The sequence below is a fragment of the Rhodococcus sp. Chr-9 genome (genome assembly GCF_000801125.1).
In the GTDB taxonomy this organism is placed as follows: domain Bacteria; phylum Actinomycetota; class Actinomycetes; order Mycobacteriales; family Mycobacteriaceae; genus Rhodococcus; species Rhodococcus pyridinivorans.
On the sequence record NZ_JTIZ01000105.1, the window covers coordinates 75,688 to 92,962 of the forward strand.

16 protein-coding genes and 1 pseudogene are annotated in these 17,275 nt (G+C 68.3%); 4 read left to right on the top strand and 13 right to left on the bottom strand.

The window, feature by feature from the left end; all coding sequences use genetic code 11:
• Positions 1–94: 94 nt before the first annotated feature.
• The 6 genes from lnt to QR64_RS16075 form a co-directional block, all read right to left on the bottom strand.
• Complete coding sequence (gene lnt, locus QR64_RS16050; protein WP_200886514.1) at positions 95–1,651, bottom strand: apolipoprotein N-acyltransferase; 1,557 nt, start codon at positions 1,649–1,651, stop codon at positions 95–97.
• 86 nt (positions 1,652–1,737) lie between these two features.
• Positions 1,738–2,703 (bottom strand): c-type cytochrome biogenesis protein CcsB, encoded by a 966-nt coding sequence (ccsB, locus tag QR64_RS16055; protein ID WP_039586181.1) that lies wholly within the window; start codon positions 2,701–2,703, stop codon positions 1,738–1,740.
• A 3-nt stretch (positions 2,704–2,706) separates the two neighbouring features.
• Positions 2,707–4,323 (bottom strand): cytochrome c biogenesis protein ResB, encoded by a 1,617-nt coding sequence (locus QR64_RS16060; RefSeq protein ID WP_039586183.1) that lies wholly within the window; start codon positions 4,321–4,323, stop codon positions 2,707–2,709.
• Positions 4,320–5,144, bottom strand: coding sequence for a cytochrome c biogenesis CcdA family protein (locus QR64_RS16065; protein WP_006554849.1), 825 nt, complete (start codon positions 5,142–5,144; stop codon positions 4,320–4,322). The genes QR64_RS16060 and QR64_RS16065 overlap by 4 nt, the downstream gene beginning before the upstream one ends.
• Positions 5,141–5,773: a TlpA disulfide reductase family protein gene (locus QR64_RS16070; RefSeq protein ID WP_050993546.1), complete on the bottom strand. Its 633-nt coding sequence runs from the start codon at positions 5,771–5,773 to the stop codon at positions 5,141–5,143. The genes QR64_RS16065 and QR64_RS16070 overlap by 4 nt, the downstream gene beginning before the upstream one ends.
• Entirely contained in the window at positions 5,770–6,399 is a 630-nt protein-coding gene (locus QR64_RS16075) for a TlpA family protein disulfide reductase (RefSeq protein ID WP_039586212.1), read from the bottom strand. Before QR64_RS16075 ends, QR64_RS16070 begins: the two co-directional genes overlap by 4 nt.
• A gap of 207 nt (positions 6,400–6,606) precedes the next feature.
• Here QR64_RS16075 and QR64_RS16080 point away from each other — a divergent pair, with 207 nt between their 5' ends.
• Entirely contained in the window at positions 6,607–7,296 is a 690-nt protein-coding gene (locus QR64_RS16080) for a TVP38/TMEM64 family protein (protein WP_039586186.1), read from the top strand.
• Positions 7,297–7,453: 157 nt separating this feature from the next.
• On the opposite strand, the gene QR64_RS16085 is transcribed toward QR64_RS16080, so the two are convergent.
• From QR64_RS16085 to QR64_RS28010, 7 genes and pseudogenes are all read right to left on the bottom strand, one after another.
• The gene (locus tag QR64_RS16085) at positions 7,454–8,470 is read right to left on the bottom strand and encodes an extensin family protein (protein ID WP_228045301.1); all 1,017 of its coding nucleotides are present in this window, start codon (positions 8,468–8,470) and stop codon (positions 7,454–7,456) included.
• A complete protein-coding gene (locus tag QR64_RS16090; RefSeq protein ID WP_006554844.1) occupies positions 8,467–9,192 on the bottom strand; it encodes a GNAT family N-acetyltransferase in 726 nt (241 codons plus the stop codon). The genes QR64_RS16085 and QR64_RS16090 overlap by 4 nt, the downstream gene beginning before the upstream one ends.
• A 752-nt stretch (positions 9,193–9,944) precedes the next feature.
• Positions 9,945–10,463, bottom strand: coding sequence for a hypothetical protein (locus QR64_RS16095; RefSeq protein WP_037217545.1), 519 nt, complete (start codon positions 10,461–10,463; stop codon positions 9,945–9,947).
• Between the two features lie 52 nt (positions 10,464–10,515).
• Positions 10,516–12,294 carry a cytochrome c oxidase subunit I gene (gene ctaD / locus QR64_RS16100; RefSeq protein WP_006554842.1) on the bottom strand — a complete coding sequence of 593 codons (1,779 nt, stop codon included), beginning with the start codon at positions 12,292–12,294 and terminating at the stop codon, positions 10,516–10,518.
• A 112-nt stretch (positions 12,295–12,406) separates the two neighbouring features.
• Entirely contained in the window at positions 12,407–13,354 is a 948-nt protein-coding gene (locus QR64_RS16105; protein WP_006554841.1) for a M56 family metallopeptidase, read from the bottom strand.
• Positions 13,351–13,713 carry a BlaI/MecI/CopY family transcriptional regulator gene (locus QR64_RS16110; protein WP_006554840.1) on the bottom strand — a complete coding sequence of 121 codons (363 nt, stop codon included), beginning with the start codon at positions 13,711–13,713 and terminating at the stop codon, positions 13,351–13,353. The genes QR64_RS16105 and QR64_RS16110 overlap by 4 nt, the downstream gene beginning before the upstream one ends.
• 35 nt (positions 13,714–13,748) lie before the next feature.
• Positions 13,749–13,945 (bottom strand): annotated as a pseudogene (locus tag QR64_RS28010) (M23 family metallopeptidase); the annotation flags it as partial.
• A 276-nt stretch (positions 13,946–14,221) separates the two neighbouring features.
• On the opposite strand from QR64_RS28010, the gene QR64_RS16120 reads away from it, so the two are divergent.
• The 3 genes from QR64_RS16120 to QR64_RS16125 are packed head-to-tail and all read left to right on the top strand — an operon-like array spanning position 14,222 to position 17,255.
• Complete coding sequence (locus tag QR64_RS16120) at positions 14,222–15,589, top strand: dynamin family protein (RefSeq protein ID WP_235367177.1); 1,368 nt, start codon at positions 14,222–14,224, stop codon at positions 15,587–15,589.
• A gap of 8 nt (positions 15,590–15,597) precedes the next feature.
• On the top strand, positions 15,598–16,002 hold the full coding sequence (locus tag QR64_RS28015; protein WP_235367179.1) for a hypothetical protein: 405 nt from the start codon (positions 15,598–15,600) through the stop codon (positions 16,000–16,002).
• Positions 15,999–17,255: a GTPase gene (locus QR64_RS16125; RefSeq protein WP_232512504.1), complete on the top strand. Its 1,257-nt coding sequence runs from the start codon at positions 15,999–16,001 to the stop codon at positions 17,253–17,255. The genes QR64_RS28015 and QR64_RS16125 overlap by 4 nt, the downstream gene beginning before the upstream one ends.
• Positions 17,256–17,275 lie beyond the last annotated feature (20 nt).

The following is a 17,275-nucleotide window of genomic DNA, read 5'->3' on the forward strand; positions in this document are numbered from 1 at the left end:
CGCGTATTGCCGTTACCTCGCGGGGACCGGTCACGGAAAGATAACGAAACGTTATACGATGCGGGCTAAAAAAACTATGTTTCTTAGTAATTCCTCAGGGATTCGCCCGGTCGCGACGACGGACCAGCAGAGGAAGAACCACGGCGAGGGAGAGCACCGTTTCCGGCCACGGGCCCAGGCGGGTGGCCCAGGTCAGCTCCGTGCTCAGCGGGAGCTCGCCGACGAGCAGGTCGGCAGTGAACATCGCGCTCTGCTCGGCGACCTGCCCGTCGGGGGTGATCAACGCGCTCACTCCGCTGGTGGCGGCGACGACCACCGAGCGGCCGTGTTCGACGGCGCGTACTCGCGACATGGCCAGCTGCTGGTAGGTCATCTCGGTGCGCCCGAAGGTGGCGTTGTTGGTGGGCACGGTGATCAACTGGGCGCCTGCGCGTACCGAGTCGGTCACTGCGTCGTCGAAGGCGACTTCGTAGCAGGTTGCTACCGCCACGGGTACGCCGTTGAGCTCGATCCGTCCGGTGCCGTCGCCGGGAACGAAGTTGCCGGCCTGCGCGGCGGCCGGAACGAGTCGTTCGATCACCGGACGCAGCGGCAGATACTCCCCGAACGGCACGAGACGACGTTTGACGTGTTGTTGCCCGGGACCGGTTACTGGGTCCCATACCAGTGCGCTGTTGCTACTGGTGCCGTCCCCGTTGTCGAGCACCGCACCGACGAGGATGGGCACCCCGATCGCAGTGGCGGCCCGGTCGAGTGCGGTGCGGGCATCGCGGTGGCGCAGCGGGTCGATGTCCGAGGAATTCTCCGGCCACACCACCAACTGCGGGCGCGGTTGTCTCCCAGCGGCCACCTCGGCGGCGAGTTGTTCTGTGGCCGCCACGTGGTTGTCGAGCACCGCCCGGCGCTGAGCGTTGAACTCGAGCCCCATCCGCGGCACGTTGCCCTGCACCGCGGCCACGGTGACCGTCGGCCCGGTCGTGTTCGAGATCTGAAGATCCGCGGCGAACGGGGCAAATACCACCGGCGCCACGGCCAGCAGTGCGCAGCCCATACCGGCGCGGCAACGCCCGGACCGTATTCGGCCCACGGCCGCGACGACGGCGGTCCCGATCAGGGCTACGGTAAAGCTCACCCCTGGTGCTCCGGCGAGCGAGGCCAGCGGCAGCAGAGGCCCCTCGGCCTGACCGAAGGCGAGTCGCCCCCAGGGGAAGCCTCCGAACGGCACGCGTGCCCGCACCGCCTCGGTGACCACCCAGGCGCCGGCGATCGTCAGCGGGGCGGCCGGACGGCGGCTCAAAACCGCGGCGAGCGCCCCGAACGCGCCGACGGCCACCGCCTGGACTGCGGCCAGCGCCAGCCATGGCATCGCCCCGACGTACACCCCGACCCACGGCAGCAACGGCAGGAAAAAACCCAGGCCGGCGAGGTAGCCGTAGCCGAATCCGCCCTTGACGGAGCGGTGCGTCACCGCTGCGGTGAGTACCGCGATCGCGATCGGCGCCAACCACCACGACGTGCGGGGCGGAAAGCTCGCATAGAGCCCCAGTCCTGCCACGATCGCCGCCGCGCACCGCCACAGCACCCCCGACCACGACGCACGGTGCCGCAGCACCGAGACGGGAAGGTCGACGATCCTCGTCGCGACGGTCATCGGTGGACCTTTCTCGAGGACGGTGCCCGGGTGTGGCGCTCCGAGGTGGAGCAGTCCGGGCCCCCGATCGGGGGCGCGGACAGAGGTCAGTTCAGACCGGCATAGGAATGCAGCCCGGAGACGACCATGTTGATGATGAACAGGTTGAACAGGGTCGCGACGAACCCGGCGATGTTGATCCAGGCCGCTCGGGTCTCGCGCCAGCCGGCGGTGGCACGGGCGTGCAGGTAGGCGGCGTAGATCACCCAGGCGATGAACGAGACGGTTTCTTTCGGGTCCCAGCCCCAGAACCGGCCCCACGAAGCTTCCGCCCAGATCGCACCGAGAATCACCCCGGCGCCGAACAACGGGAACGCGAAGATCGTCGTGCGATAGGCCAGTCGGTCGAGGGCACGCGCGTCCGGCAGCCGCTGCGCGAGACGACCCCACCCGGTCTGTGGCCGCTTCTCGCCTCTCAACACGAGTAGAAACAACGTGCTGGCCACTCCGGAGACGAGAAACACTCCACTTGAAACGGACACGACCGAGACGTGGATCGGCAGCCAGAACGACTGCAGCGCCGGCACCACCGGGGCGGCATCGGCATAGAGCACCGTGCCGGCGACGAAGAGCAGGATCAGCACCGGGATCAGCGCGAACGTCCACAGCACCCGCAGCGCCGGGCGGCGCAGCACGATCAACCCGGCGAACACTCCGATCGCGCAGGTCACGGTGACGAACTCGTACATGTTGCCCCACGGGAAGCGGGCGGTGGCCAGCCCCCGCAGCACCATCGATCCGACGTGCAGGATAAGGGCAACTATCAGCACGCTGACGCCCATGCGGCCCAGTCGGTCCGACCACTCCCGGCGGGGCGGCTCGACGATGCGCCCCGGTTCCTCGGACCGAGTAGCAGACGGGGTAGCAGCGGCGAGCACCAGTTCCGAGGTGGTGCGGCGGACACGTACCGCGGTGAACTCGGCAACGAACAGCACCAGTGCCAGCAGATAGACGGCGAAGGCTGTTTCGAAGCTCAGATCGGAGTAGCGGGCAAGGGTGTCGTTGATTGGCATGAACTATCGGTCTTCTTTCGCAGCGGCAGTGGTGCCGGGCAGTATGCGTCGGCAGACGTCGGTGAATTCCGATCCCCACCCGGCCTGGTCGGTGCGGGCCAGTCCGCCGAGTTCGACAGCGGTACCGGTCCCGGTGGGGCGCAGGCGCACCCAGATGCGGCGTCGTTTGATTACCAGCGAGGCCAGCAGCCCGCTCATCATGGTGATCGCGAAGACCAACACCCAGTTCTGGGCGGGATCGTGCGAAATCTGTAGGTAGGCAAATTCTTCGGCGCCGTCGAACCGAACTGTGGTGCCGTCGGCCAGGGTCGTGGACTCGCCGGGCCGCAGGTTGACCCGCGCCTGTTTGACCAACCGGCCCTGATTGATCATCTCGGAGTTCAGTTTGAAGATCGACTGGGGAATGCCGGTGTCCAGACCGGTGTCGCCCTTGTAGATGTCGATGGCCACGGCCGGGTCCAGCATGTCGGGGAACGCCGAGGTCAGCAGCGTCCCGTCGAACGCGGCGGTGGGGGCGAAGAGTCCTTCGAGCGCGATCTGGTTGCGGCGCCGCTCGTCCGGATCCGGATAGGTGCCCCCGGGGGGATCGAAGCGCATGGCCCCGCTGCTGAGAAATGTGGTGGCGTCCTCGGGGGCGAACTGCAACGTTTCGGTGCGCGACTGTCCGTCGGGGAAGGTCACGGTGAATCGGGGGGCGTAGCCGTGGCCGGTGAGGTAGACCCGTTCGTTCCCGAGGCGCAGCGGTTCGTTGACTCGCAGTCGGTACGGTTGCCACCGGTCGGTGCCGATGTCCGCGCCGCTCTGGTAGGAGATGTTCGAGGTGAACATCTCCGCTTGGCCGTTGTCGAGGTAATCGGCGGAAAAATCTTCGACCTTGAGGCAGAACGGATCCAGGCCGGTGCCGTCGGTGGCGCTGCCGGGACGGAACGAGTCGTACACCGCCGGGGAGGTGTTGCACAATCCCGGCCCGCCGTCGGCGATGACGATCACCGACCCCTCGTACCCGAACAGCCGGCCGGTGGCCACGGCCACCAGCAATCCGACCAGGGAGAAGTGGAAGACCAGGTTCCCGACCTCGCGCAGGTAGCCTTTCTCCGCCGAGATCGACCGCTGTCCGTCGTCGCCGGTGCGGGTGACCGTGCGCCACCGGCGCAACACGGTCTGTACCTGGTCGACGGTGTCGTCGATCGGTGCATCGACCGATCCCCGGTGGTGATGCGGCAGGCGTGCCAGATTTCGGGGGGCGGGGACCGGATCGCTGCGCACTGCGCGCAGATGCTCGCGCAGCCGGGGCAGCAGACATCCGATGAGCGAGATCATCAGCAGCGCGTAGATGGCGGTGAACCAGAAGCTGGCGAACACGTCGAACATTTCGAGCCGATCCAGGATCGGGCCGAGAACCGGGCGGGCGGCGATGTACTCGTCGACCTTGCCGGCGTTGAGGTTGCGCTGGGGCAGCAGCGCCCCGGGGACCGCCGCCACCGCGAGCAGGAACAGCAGCACCAGGGCGGTGCGCATCGAGGTGAGCTGGCGCCACAGGTTCCGGGCGTGCGCGAGGGCGCGCCGCCCCAGGGACGGACGCGGCAGCAGCGGTGTCGGACTCCGGTCGGTGACGGTCATATCGGCAGCACCACGTCGGTGACGAACTCGTCACGGATCCAGGCGATGAACATCTCCCACACTCCCGTGGTCAAGGCGATGCCGACGGCGATGAGCATCACGCCGCCGGCGATCTGAATGTGGCGCGAATGTCGGCGCAGCCATCCGACACCGCGCAGGGCCGAGGCCGACCCGAACGCCAAGGCGATAAACGGCAGGCCCAGTCCCAGGCAGTACGCGACGATCAACAGCACGCCGCGGGCCGCGGTGGTGCCCTCGGTGCCGGCGGCCACGGACAGCACCCCGGCCAGCGTCGGGCCCAGGCACGGCGTCCACCCGAGGGCGAACACTCCGCCGAGCACCGGGGCGCCGGCGAGCGAGGAGATGCGCCGGGGCGCGAACCGGGTGTCTTTCTGTAACGCCGGAACCAGCCCGAGGAACACCAGCCCCATCACGATGGTGACCACTCCGCCGACGCGTTGGAGCAACTCCTGATTGATCCGCAGCGCCCCGATCACCCCGAACACCGAGGCGGTGGCCAGGACGAACACCACGGTGAATCCCGCGACGAACAGACCGGCGGCGCCGGTGACCCGCCACCGTCCCGCGGTACGCACCCCGGTAGCGGTGGTGGAGGTGCGTTCTTCGGCGGTCAGTGCCGGGGCGTCGGCGCCGGAGATCCCGGCCAGATACGACAGGTAACCCGGGACCAAGGGCACCACGCACGGGGAGGCGAACGAGATCAATCCGGCCAACACGCATGCGCCCACCGCCAGCAACAACGGTCCGGATGCGGCCGCGTCCTGGAAACTCGCCCCGATTCCTTGAGCAAGCACGATCACTGTTCGACCGCCACTGGTTCGGCCGCCACCCGTTCGATCACCGGTTGCAGGTCTTCGGTCAACAGCGCCCGCAGGAACACCGCGGCTACCCGATGTTGTCGATCGAGGACGAGCGTGGACGGGATGACGCTGGTGGGGAAGTTGCCGCCGAGGGCGGTCAACGTGCGCATCGGGGGGTCGTAGATCGACGGGTAGGTGACCTGGTTGTCGATGACGAAGTCCTGGGCCTTGTCGCGTTGGGGGTCACGGACGTTGATGCCGAGGAACTGCACCCCCAGATCGCGGGTGGCGTCGAAAGCGCGTCCGAGGTCGTCGGTTTCGCTGCGACACGGTGCGCACCACTGGCCCCACAGATTGATCACCACCACCTGACCGGCGTAGTCGGCCAGATCGACCGTGACACCGTCGGTCATCAGGTCCGGGCCGGACAAGGGCCCGAGGGTGCCGCGCTCGGAGGGCGGATCGTAGAAGATGTCGGTCTGACCACCCGGGGCGACGAAATCGAAGGAGCCGCCGCCCTGGGCGACAGCATCGGTGCCGGTGGCGCAGGCACTGGCACCGAGCAGCGCGACCAGCGTCACGATCAGTGCAGGCCACAGCCGTCGACGTGCTCGGCTTACTGTCCTCATCGCAGCATCGTGTCCACCGCGGCACGCACCTGAGCCGGGTCGGTGAACACCGGCGGGGTCGCCACGCGTTCGACGGACCCGTCACGGTGCACGAGAAAACTCAGCGGCAGCACCGGCGGTGCGGCCAGTGTCTTCTGTGCGGCCTCATCGATATCGACGAACGAGGGGTAGCTCACCTCGAGGGCGGCCATCAGCGCCAGTGCAGAAGCGGGGTTGTCCTGCACATTCAGGCCCACCACCCGGATCGCGCCGGGCTCGTCGGCATAGGCGTCCAAGATCGGCATCTCTTCTCGGCACGGTGCGCACCATGAGGCCCAGAGATTGACCAGCGTCGGTGCGCCCTGCAGGGCGGACCCGAGGTCGATGCTCTCGCTCGAGCCCAGGCACCGCACCGAGACCCCGGCCAGCCGACCGGAGGCGGGTCCGGTGGCCACCGGGCAGTGCTGCTGTGCGGGCAACTCGGCCGCGGCTCGTTGTTCGGCAGCATCGGCGGTCCCCGGGACGGTCGAGCCGGCATGGTCCGCGGATCGAGCGGGGAGGGAGTCGTGCGTGCGCGGCCACAGCGCGGCCCCGAGCGAGGCGCCGACCACGACCACCGTGATCGTCCATATGATTCTGGCAGACATCGACAACCTTCCCTGGCGGACCGACACGCCCAACTACTATGGCACATAGTAGTTGGGGTCGGTCCCACGCCTGTGGTGCTCGGGAACCAGTTCGCGGCCTCGCCGAGTCGCAGTACGGAGTAGACGATGGAACGCACACCGAGCACTTCGACGCGCCCGCGTCGGCTGAGGTCATCGACCGCGGCGGGAAGGTTGTTGCGGCGAAACGTGCTCGTCACAGTGGCGGTCGTGGTCGTGGTCGCGACCTTGGTCACGGTCGTGCCGTATCCGTCGCTCGCGCAGATGCGGCAGTGGACGGACTCGGTGGGACCGGCGTTCGTGGTGTTGTTCTTCCTGGCGCAGGTCGTGGTGACCGTCACTCCGGTTCCCCGCACCGTGTTCACCCTCAGTGCCGGCGTGTTGTTCGGCCCGGTGGTCGGCATCGTCGTGACGATCGCCGCGACGACGTTGAGCGCCACCGCAGCATTCCTCTTGGTGCGACGGTTGGGTCGGCACGCGTTTCGAGCCCGACTTTCGCATCCCAGGGCACTGGCTGTCGATGAGCGTGTGGCCCGGCGGGGGTGGCTGGCGGTCGGATCACTGCGATTGATCGCGGTAGTGCCGTTCGCGGTGGTCAACTACTGCTGCGCCCTGTCCTCGGTGCGGCTGCTGCCGTACATCGGTGCCACGGTCGCCGGTATCCTGCCCGGCACGCTCGGTGTGGTGCTGCTCGGTGAGGCCCTGACCGGTCGAACCAATCCGGCCTTGATGACGGTGACCACCGTGTGCCTGCTGTTGGGAGCCGCTGGACTGCTGATCGAGATCCGACGCCCCGCAGCTACCGCTCCTACGCAGGATTCACGCTGCGCCGAAATCGAGCGGCACCATCCTCCGGCCAAGGCAGTAACGATTCCATAGTCGTTCTCCGGCAAAGCGTCGAGAGGACGCCCCACGTGACCGATCCCGTGGCCGGGTCACCGCGGCGGCTGCTGCTCGCGCCCCGACCGGCCGCACCGCCGGAGGCGACCGCCTCCCGACACCGCGGACCGGTGCCACACCTGCCGGGACGGGCGCCCTACCGCAGGTGCGCCGGCGGGTCGCCGGGAGTGACACCGAGATGGATGTGATCGTGGTGGACGTCGTCCGAGAAAAAGCCCTTGCGCGGTCCGTTGAGGTCGACCGGTCCGCCGACCTCGGTCGCCCCCAACTCGGCGGCTCGCCGCATCAATCGCAGCACACGCTCGTCACCGGGCCGGGTGTCCACCACCGGCCGACCATCGATCTCGCGGATGTCCACGGCTCGTCCCACGGCGTGGTTGGACACCCGCGCGGTCGGATAGACCGTCTGGACGTGGCCGGTGTGCATCACCTGGATCGCCACGGTGAACTCCCGGGACAGTGCGTGCAGTATCGCCAACAGCCGGTTGTCGATCCTGCCGGTGCTGACATCGTTTTGGGCCGGACCCGACAGGATGATCCTCGGCTCGGCGAGCACCGCCGCGGCCGTGTCGGTCAGCGGCAGCGGCGGCCCCAGTGAGGTCGGTGCGACGAGCCGCTCGACGGTCCAGCTCCCGCCGGGTCGGCGGGCCAGTCGCACGTCGACGACGAGTTCGCGGGTCCACGGTCCCGAAACGGTGCGCAGGTTTTGCTCCACCAGGGCGATCACCGCGGCGGTGTCCGGGGCAAGCCCGCCGTACTGCGGATAGATCACGGTCAGCTCCCCGGCGCGGGCGGTGGACGGGTGCAGGACCGACGCAGTCGCCGCCGATATCGCAGACGCGCCGGCGCGGACGAGGTTGCCCACGGCCGTACCGCCGTCGCTCCAGTTACCGGCGGTTTCCAAAAACGCCGCCGCGGTGCGCTTGATCTCCGGGAACACCTCACCCGGTGCCGGCTGCCAGCGGCTCGCCGCGGCGGACAACGGGGAGCGACGTGCGGCGCGGTCGGGTCGACTCAGGTCAGGTGGCTGCGGTCTCGGCGTAGTCGCCGAGGGCGCAGGCTGCGGCGGGGCCGGCTCGAGGGTGCAGGAGGCCACGGCAGCGGCCGACCCCGCGGTCAGCACCGTCAACAATTGACGCCGGGTCAGCTTCATCGGGGATCCGCCCCGCGCTCGTCGCAGCACGTGCCGGGGCGGGCCGCAGGCACCACGCGGTGGCGGTAGCTGCGTACCGTGTCGCCGTCGCGCGTGCGGTGTTCTCGCCCCGGGCTCCATCCCAGGTGTTCGTAGAACGCGCCGGCCCCGTCCGGGCCGGCACCGGTGACCAGCTCGGCGGTGGCAGCGCCGCGCTCGTGCGCACGAATGAGAAACAACTCGACCAGGCGGGCACCGACGCCGCTGCCCCGCAGCGACGGGCGGACGGCGACCGCGGCCAGCAGGGCCACCGGCACAGGATCGGTCCGTGCCGGGGGTGCGGCAGGCCGGGAGGTGAGTGTGCGAAGAAGGCGCCGCGTCCACGGCCTCGCCCGGGTGCGCAGGAACCGCACCGCCAGTGGTGGGTGGCGCAGCAGCGACACGGCGGCGGTCGCTGCCAGGGCCAGCAGGCAGCGGCGGTCGGCGAGCACCGCCCGCAGGTGTGCCGATTCGTCGATCGAGCCGAACAAAAAGGCGCACACCTGCTCACCGGCGTCGCACCGACACACCGCGACCAACGCCACGCCGTGTGGGGAATCGAGGAAGGTCTTATGCCAGCGACGCATGAAATGCGGCCCCAGGTCGGGGAAGAACCCGACCGGCAGCTGCTCGATGTGCAGGTGCGCGGTGGCGTCGAGATCGGCGGTCGTGGCGCCTCGCAGCGCGAGATCGTCCGCGGTCACCGGCCCCGACCGTGGGCAAGGCGCTGCTCGGGCACGGTAGCGCAGGCGGTGGCGCCACGTCGGTCGGTACATGAACTGGTTCCCTTCTGCGGGCAGGTCAGTCTGGACACGGCCTCTTGTGCGCCGACACTGCTGGTCCAGGGTTATGCCAGAGTGGCCGGGGCTCGGCTGCGGGGACATCACCGTGCGTGCCCAGGGCAGGACTTCGGAGGTAGGCGCGGTCGGGTGGGACCGGAACCCGAACGCTCGCGTGGACGCCCGGAGGGCGACGCGCATCAGCACCCGGACGCTCACGCGAGGAGCATGCGCACGGGCCGCCGCTGAGGGTGGCCATACCTGAACATGGTGTTGCTCCTCGCGGACGACGGTGTGCATTCGGTCCATCTCTCCCGGTCCGGGCTCTCAGAAAAGGCAAAGACCCCTTTTTGAGGGCGCCCTGTGGCGGTATGGCTTCATCCATACTTCTGATGACGGTTTGCTCAAGATCCGAGCAGCCTTGCCACGCGCGCATCTTCGTCGGACATCCCAGCCCGGATTGTGCGTGGTGCCGCAGCGTCGTATGCGTTCTCGGGACGCGGGATCTCACCTCGACGCACCGTCCGGCAGGCCACATCCGTCCTCGATGTGGGCGCATCGCATCCCTCCGCCTTGTGGATGTGCCTGCTTCGGTATGCGCGGCCGTGACCGTCGGACGGACGACCGGCCGGTGCAGGTACCCGCAACCGCCGCGGCGAGCGAGCATCCCCCGCCTTCTATCCGGGATCGACGAGCACCTGCGCCTGGGGCTCGTCGCGCCACAGCTGCGTGATGGTCGCGCAATACGACCCTGCGGTAGCGGACCAGGCCTGAGAGGCATCGACCCTCCCCAGTCCCCGGCCGATCACTCCGGCTGCGAGCAGCACCGCTCGGTTGGCCAGCGCGGCGGCCGGGCTGCCACGCTCGGCGACCGTGCCGGCCAGGTCTGCCGCCACGTCGAGCAGCTCTCCCGGCACGGCCGGCACCGATGCGGTGCCCAGACCGTGCTCGCCCAGGTGCGCACCGGCACGCAGGTGCCGCTCCACCTGTGCGAGAGTCTGTTCCAACGCGCGGGCATGCCGGCGCAGCTTGCCCGGCGTGCCGATGTGCGCGGCGGTGATCGTCGGCAGGCGACGCAGCCGCTGGGGATCCGGCAGCCCGGCCTGCTCGAGCATCACGGCGGTCAGGTCCCGGATGAGCCAGTCGGCCAGGGCCGCGGTGGCGCGGTCTGTGGCCGGCACGGTCACTACCGGCATGTTGGTCTTCAATGGTGTTGTCCGATCTTTCGGGGGCCGAGACGGCGAGCGACTATTTCTTCGGGTCGGTGTGTGCCGAGCTCTCGCCGGCGCGGTGCGGCTCGGCAGGCTCACGGTCGGCGATCTCGGTGCTCTTGGGCGCACCGCCGAATCCCACGTGCGCTTCGGCCCGCATGCGTTCGACCATGTGTGGGTAGTGCAGTTCGAAGGCGGGGCGTTCGGAGCGGATCTGCGGCAGTTCGGTGAAGTTGTGTCGCGGCGGCGGGCAGGTGGTGGCCCATTCGAGGGAGTTGCCGTAGCCCCACGGGTCGTCGACGGTGACGATCTGGCCGTAGCGGTAGCTTTTGAAGATGTTCCACAAGAACGGCAGCATCGAGGCGCCGAGGACGAACGAACCGACGGTCGAGATCGCGTTCAAGGTGGTGAACCCGTCCGAGGGCAGGTAGTCGGCGTAGCGCCGGGGCATGCCCTCGTTGCCCAGCCAGTGCTGCACCAGGAACGTGGCGTGGAAACCGAGGAAGGTCAACCAGAAGTGCCACTTGGCGAGCCGCTCGTCGAGCATCCGCCCGACCATCTTGGGGAACCAGAAATAGATGCCGGCGTAGGTGGCGAACACCACGGTGCCGAAGACCACGTAGTGGAAGTGCGCCACCACGAAGTACGAGTCGGTGAGCTGGAAGTCCAGCGGGGGGCTGGCCAGGATGACACCGGACAGACCGCCGAAGAGGAAGGTGATCAGGAAGCCGACCGAGAACAACATCGGTGATTCGAAGGTCAGCTGACCTTTCCACATGGTGCCGATCCAGTTGAAGAACTTCACGCCGGTGGGGATGGCGATCAGGAAGGTCATGAACGAGAAGAACGGCAACAGCACCGCGCCGGTGGCGTACATGTGGTGCGCCCACACCGCGATCGACAGGGCGGCGATCCCGAGCGTGGCGTAGATCAGGCCGGTGTAACCGAAGATCGGCTTGCGGGAGAACACCGGAAAGATCTCCGAGACGATGCCGAAGAACGGCAAGGCGATGATGTAGACCTCGGGGTGGCCGAAGAACCAGAACATGTGTTGCCAGAGCATCACTCCGCCGGTGGCGGGATCGAAGATGTGCCCGCCGAGCGTTCGGTCGTACAACAAGCCCATCAGTGCCGCGGTCAGCAGCGGAAAGGCCAGCAGGATCAACAGCGAGGTGACCAGGATGTTCCAGGTGAAGATCGACATCCGGAACATCGTCATCCCGGGGGCGCGCAGGCACACGATGGTGGTGACGAAGTTGACCGCGCCCAAGATGGTGCCCAGGCCGGAGACGGCCAGACCCACGATCCACAGGTCGGCGCCCATCCCGGGGGAATGCAGTTCCGAACTCAGGGGCGCGTAGGCGGTCCACCCGAAGTCGGCCGCACCGCCCGGGGTGACGAAGCCGCTGACCGCGATGAGGGAGCCGAACAGATACAGCCAGTAGCTGAAGGCGTTCAGCCGGGGGAAGGCAACGTCGGGGGCGCCGATCTGCAGGGGCAGCAGGTAGTTGGCGAAACCGAACACCACCGGGGTGGCATACATCAGCAGCATGATCGTGCCGTGCATGGTGAACAGCTGGTTGTACTGTTCGTTCGACAGGAACTGCAGGCCCGGGAGGGCCAGTTCGCTGCGCATGAGCAACGCCATCAGTCCGCCGGCCCCGAAGAACACGAACGAGGTCACGAGATACATCAGACCCAGCACCTTCGGGTCTGTGGTGGTGATCATCTTGTAGAGGAGCGACCCTTTGGGGCCGCGCCGCGCCGGAATCGGGCGGGTGGCAACGGGCAAGGGCGGCGGGGCGAGAGCGGTCATGTGCTGTCCGATCCGAAATTCTGCGCGAGTGCACGGTGATGAGGCGTCCACGAGCGTAGCTAATTACTATGTTGCATAGTAATTAGGGGGTCGGTTCGGTCGCCCTGCCGGATCAGGCCAGGGTAGGGGTCAGACATACGGCCGCGGAGGTCGCCGCAAGCACGACCAGTGCGGTCGCGACAGGCATGGCCATCGACAACGCCGCCGCGGTCGCGTACGACACCTTCGGGCAGCGCGTGCGCCCACTGATGCGCAGCTTGAGCAGTCGCAGCGACGTCTCGTTGCTCAACCCCAAGGCCCCGGCCGGCTGCGGCAGCGCCGAGGCGGAGACCACGGTCAACGCCGAACACACCGTCGCCGTGCTGGTGGCCCGGGCGGCGTGCTGGTCGGCGGTCAATTCGACCAGGGTTTTGACCGCGGACGGGGCGGCGGCGAACAACGGCACCGCCGGGAGCACCGCGGCCAGGATGTCGCACGCGGTGACGATCAGGTGGTGGCTGCCCCGCAGGTGCGCCCGCTCGTGGGCCAGCACGGCCTCGCGCTCGGAACCGCTCAAGCACTGCGAGAGCCCATCGGTCGCGACCACGAACCCGGGTCGGCCGGCCACGCTGTAGGCCATCGGCATCGGGTGCGCGAGCCACATCACATCGTCCTCGCGGGAGCGGGCCACGATGGAGACCACATCCCGGTGGTAGTCGAGCAGACGGACCTGTTCCCGGGCGTACCGCCGGCCCAGGATCACGGCCCGGACGGTCATGGCGAGCAGCGCCAGAGCTCCGATGACGGCCAAGGTTTCGATGATCCACGGCTGCACCGCATGGAAAACCACGGACAGGCACTGCACCACCGCCTCGACCGCGGCCTCGGCCGGCGCATGATCGGGCCAGGCCAAGGTGACCACCGCGGAGACGCCGAAGAACAGTGCCCCGGCCAGGCTCCCGAGCCAACCCGCCAACAGGATCCCGGGAGGCACCGCGGTGGCAGCGAGCGGACCGAGCATCCGCGGGGCCGCCATCGAGATCAAGGCGGCACCGAGCAGCAGGACCAGGGCCAAGGTCATTGGTCGGTGGTCCGGCTCGTCCAGCCCCGGCGCAGAGCATCGTATTCGCGGTCGCTCACCGTCTTGGCGAAACGCAAGAGCACCGCGCTGGGGTCGGTGCAGCCGTCGAGCAGCGCACGCAGCGCCTCGGAGGTGGCTTCCTCCCGGCTGCGCGAAGGCGAATAGAAGTAGGCGCGACTGCGTTTTTCCCGCCGCACCCAGCCCTTCTCGTACAGATGGGTGACCACGGTCAAGATGGTGGTGTAGGCCAATTCCCTGCGCTCGCGCAGCCTGTCGACCAGATCATGGACCGACTGCGGCTCGTCGGTCGACCAGAGTTCGTTCATCACCTCGGCCTCGAGACCTCCCAACCTGTGCATGACTTCCCTCGCAGACATTGGCCGATCATCCTTATCTATGCCCGCGCACCCTGCGCGACCTGGACCCCTCGTGCGTTCGACCATGCCATGGGCTCGGCCTTGCGGCCGCCCTGCTTCCCACTTCGTAGTGCAGATGGGAACCGGTCGACTGTCCCCGATTGCCCACGGTGGCGATCTGCTCACCGGCACGCACACCCTGACCCGCAGAGACCACGGCCTGATCGATGTACCCGCGATCGTGCCGTCGTCCTGGGAGAGTCCCGGGTCGAAGGGATCGGTCGGCCGCCACAGCCTCAGCGAACGCGGGCTGCTGCTCGCTGTGCCGGCGCGGTGACGGAGATAGCCGCGCGGACAGGTACATCCTCCCCAGCGATGGGAGATTGCGGAGCATCCCGCGTTCGGCCCGGTCCGAGTTCCTCCTGTTCGGCTGCGACGACCGAGACAAGGAATGTCCTGCACTCGGTCTCGTTACTCGGAGAGACCAGACGGCTCGGTAGTGTCCTGCAGCGTGTCTGGTGATCTGCCTGTGGCCGAGTTGATCGACGGTGCGTGCGCGGTGTTGCGCGCCTACAAGCACGACGCGATCGCCGCCCGGGCGGAGGACAAACTCGCCGGCCACGGTCGGCTGCCAACGATTGTGGTGGTCGGGGAGATCAAGCGTGGCAAGAGCCTGCTGGTCAGCGCATTGATCGGCCACGACGGTGTCGCCGTCGACGATGTGGAGAACTCCACCGCGGTCGCCACCCGGTTCATCGCCGCGGATGACGACTATCCGGAAGTGACCGCCGAGTTGGTCTTCCCGGACGGACGGCGCCGGATCGACCGCGCGGAGCTGGCCGAGTGGATCACCACCGAAGGCCGGTACGTCACCGACCCGACGATCGACGCGCTGCCGGTCGCCGCTGTCGTACCGATCGCCTCGCCCCGGTTGTCGGCAGTGTCGATCCTCGATACCCCCGGCATCGGTGGCCTGGAGCCGCGTCACGCGGCTCTGGCTATGCAGTCGGCGGAGCAGGCCGCGGTGCTGGTGCTGGTGTGCGAGGCATCGACGCCGCTGACCCAACCGGAGATGCGGTTCCTGCGGGACAGTGCCGCCGGAGTGGAGAACGTGGTCGTGGTGGTGACCAAGACGGATAAGAACCTCACCCGTTGGGAACAGATCGTCGCAGAGAACCAACGCGCCATTGCCGAGCACCTCGGCCGGGAAATTCCGGTGGTGGCGGTGTCGAGTGTGCGCGCATTGGCAGCCGCCGCGCTGGCGACGTCCCCGGCGCGGGACCGGGCGCTGGCGTGCTCCGGGGTGCCGGCGTTGTGGTCGCTGCTCGAGCAACGGGTGGCCGCCGCGCGGCACTGGCCCGAGGCGGATGCGTTGCGGTGCGCGCTCGACGGATTGCGGCAGGTGGAACGCGGCATCACCGCCGAGCTCGCTGCGGTCCGCGACGGGGAAGCCGCGATCCCGGATCTGACCGCCGAGATCGAGCGGCTGCGCGGTCTGAAGGACGAGGCGCAGCAGTGGGAGCAGCATCTGCAGCGGGACCTGACCCTGGCACGGCAACGCGCCGTGATGCGCCTGGACGAGGAACTCGCCCGGGTGCGGGAGGACTGGACCACACGGATCAACAAGTCGTCGATGCAGGTGCTGCGCCGTTCCCCGCAGGTGTTCACCGCGCAGATTCAGGCGGATCTGCTCGACGCGATGGCCACCACCGCGCAGGTGTTCCTCGACGACCTCGAACCGATCGTTACCGAGTTGTTCGCCGACCGTGAGCAGTGGGAGCACATCCGCGAGATCACGGTGGCGGCGTTGCAGACCGAACCATTGGTGACCGGGAGGTCGGCTCGAAACGGCAAGGGCTGCTCGATCCGAGTGTGCTGACGATGGGCATGATCGGCACCACCATGCTCGGTGCGGTGATCGGTGCCGGCGCGATCGCCGGGGTGGCTTGGGTGGCAGTCAATCTCGGCTTCAAGGCGATGCGCACCGGCAAGACGAACCTGCTGACCTGGCTGCGCGAGACCGTCGCGACGGTGCGCACCGCGGCGACGCGGATGCTCGAGGCCGCGATGGCCACCACCCGGCCGGAGATCGTGCTGCGCCGCCGTAAGCATCTGCAGGACCGCATCACCGAGTTGCAGCAACGGATCGATGAGGCCACACGCAGTGCCCAGGCCGATGCCGCGACCCGCACCGCGAGCATCGACCGGTTGGAGAAGAACCTGCGCATCACCCGCGCCCGCATCACCCCCATCGAGACGGCCCTTACCGCGACTACGGCAGGTGCCGCATGAGCGCCCCGCACATCCCGCCCGGGGCAGGGGCGCCTGATCCGGTGCACCTGCGTATCGACGCGGCGTTGCATCAGCTTGCCGACCTCGGCGGCGACTTGGTCGGGCACGCCAATCGCATTGGGGCGATCCTGTGGTCGCCGCCGCGGATCGTGGTCGTCGGCCGCCTCAAGGCCGGCAAGTCGACTCTGGTCAATGCGTTGATCGGGGCGCCGGTCGCCGAAACCGCTGCCCTCGAGGCCACAACGGTGGTCACCGTCTACGAAAACGGAGCCCCCTCTCGCGCCGACGTGGTGCTCACCGACGGCACCCGCCGCCCGGTGCCGCTGGCGCTGGGCACCACCGCCTCCTTGGACGTGCCGGACACGGCAGTGGCGTATGTGCACCGCTTCGTGCCCTCGCACGCGCTCAGCGCGATTACTCTCATCGACACCCCCGGCCTGGCGACCCTGACCGCGGCCAACGCCGCGACCACCGAACGAGCGTTGATCGATGGATTCGAGCAGACCCGCGCGGCATCGGTGGACGCCGATGCGGCGGTGTTCTTATTCGATTCGATGCCCCGCACCGACGAGGTCGAGTTCCTGCAACGCCTCGGTTTCACGCCGTTGAACACGCTCGGAGTGCTTTCGCGTGCCGACAGTTTCGGCCGCGGGGTGCTCGGCGGCCGGGATCCGCTCACTCACGCTGCCGATCACGCGACCGTGCTCGCCCCGCGCCTGTCCGGGCATGTCGGCGCGGTGGTGCCGGTCGCCGGGCTGCTCGCACAGACCGCGCACACCGGGGTATTCACCGACGCCGATGCCCGCGCACTGGCCGCCCTGGCCCCGGTCACGCCGCTCGAGCTGTTCGACCTGTTCGACGCCGACCCGGCCGCGCTTCCGGTGCCGCGTGAGCAGGTCTGGCGGCTACTCGAGCTGATCGGTGAATACGGGCTGGTGCACGCCCGCGCCCATGCCGCCGGTGGGGCGCATCAGGTCAACCACTGGTTGAGTGAGGTATCCGGGATCCATCCGTTGCGCGCGGTGCTCGAGCAGTCGCTGCGCCGGTTTGCGGTGCTGCAGCGCGCCGGCCGCATCCTGACCGAACTCGATGCGTTGGCCTACAGTCATCCCGCCCGCGATCACATCCGGCAGATCGTCTCGGCCGTGCGTACCGATCCGGCGTTGATGCCGGTGGAGTTGCGTTCGGTCGCCTCTCGGCGGAGGCGCAGCACGGCTCCAGCCGAACGGAACTCCGCGAAGGCAAAGGGTTGAGCCCGGGGGACACGAAGACG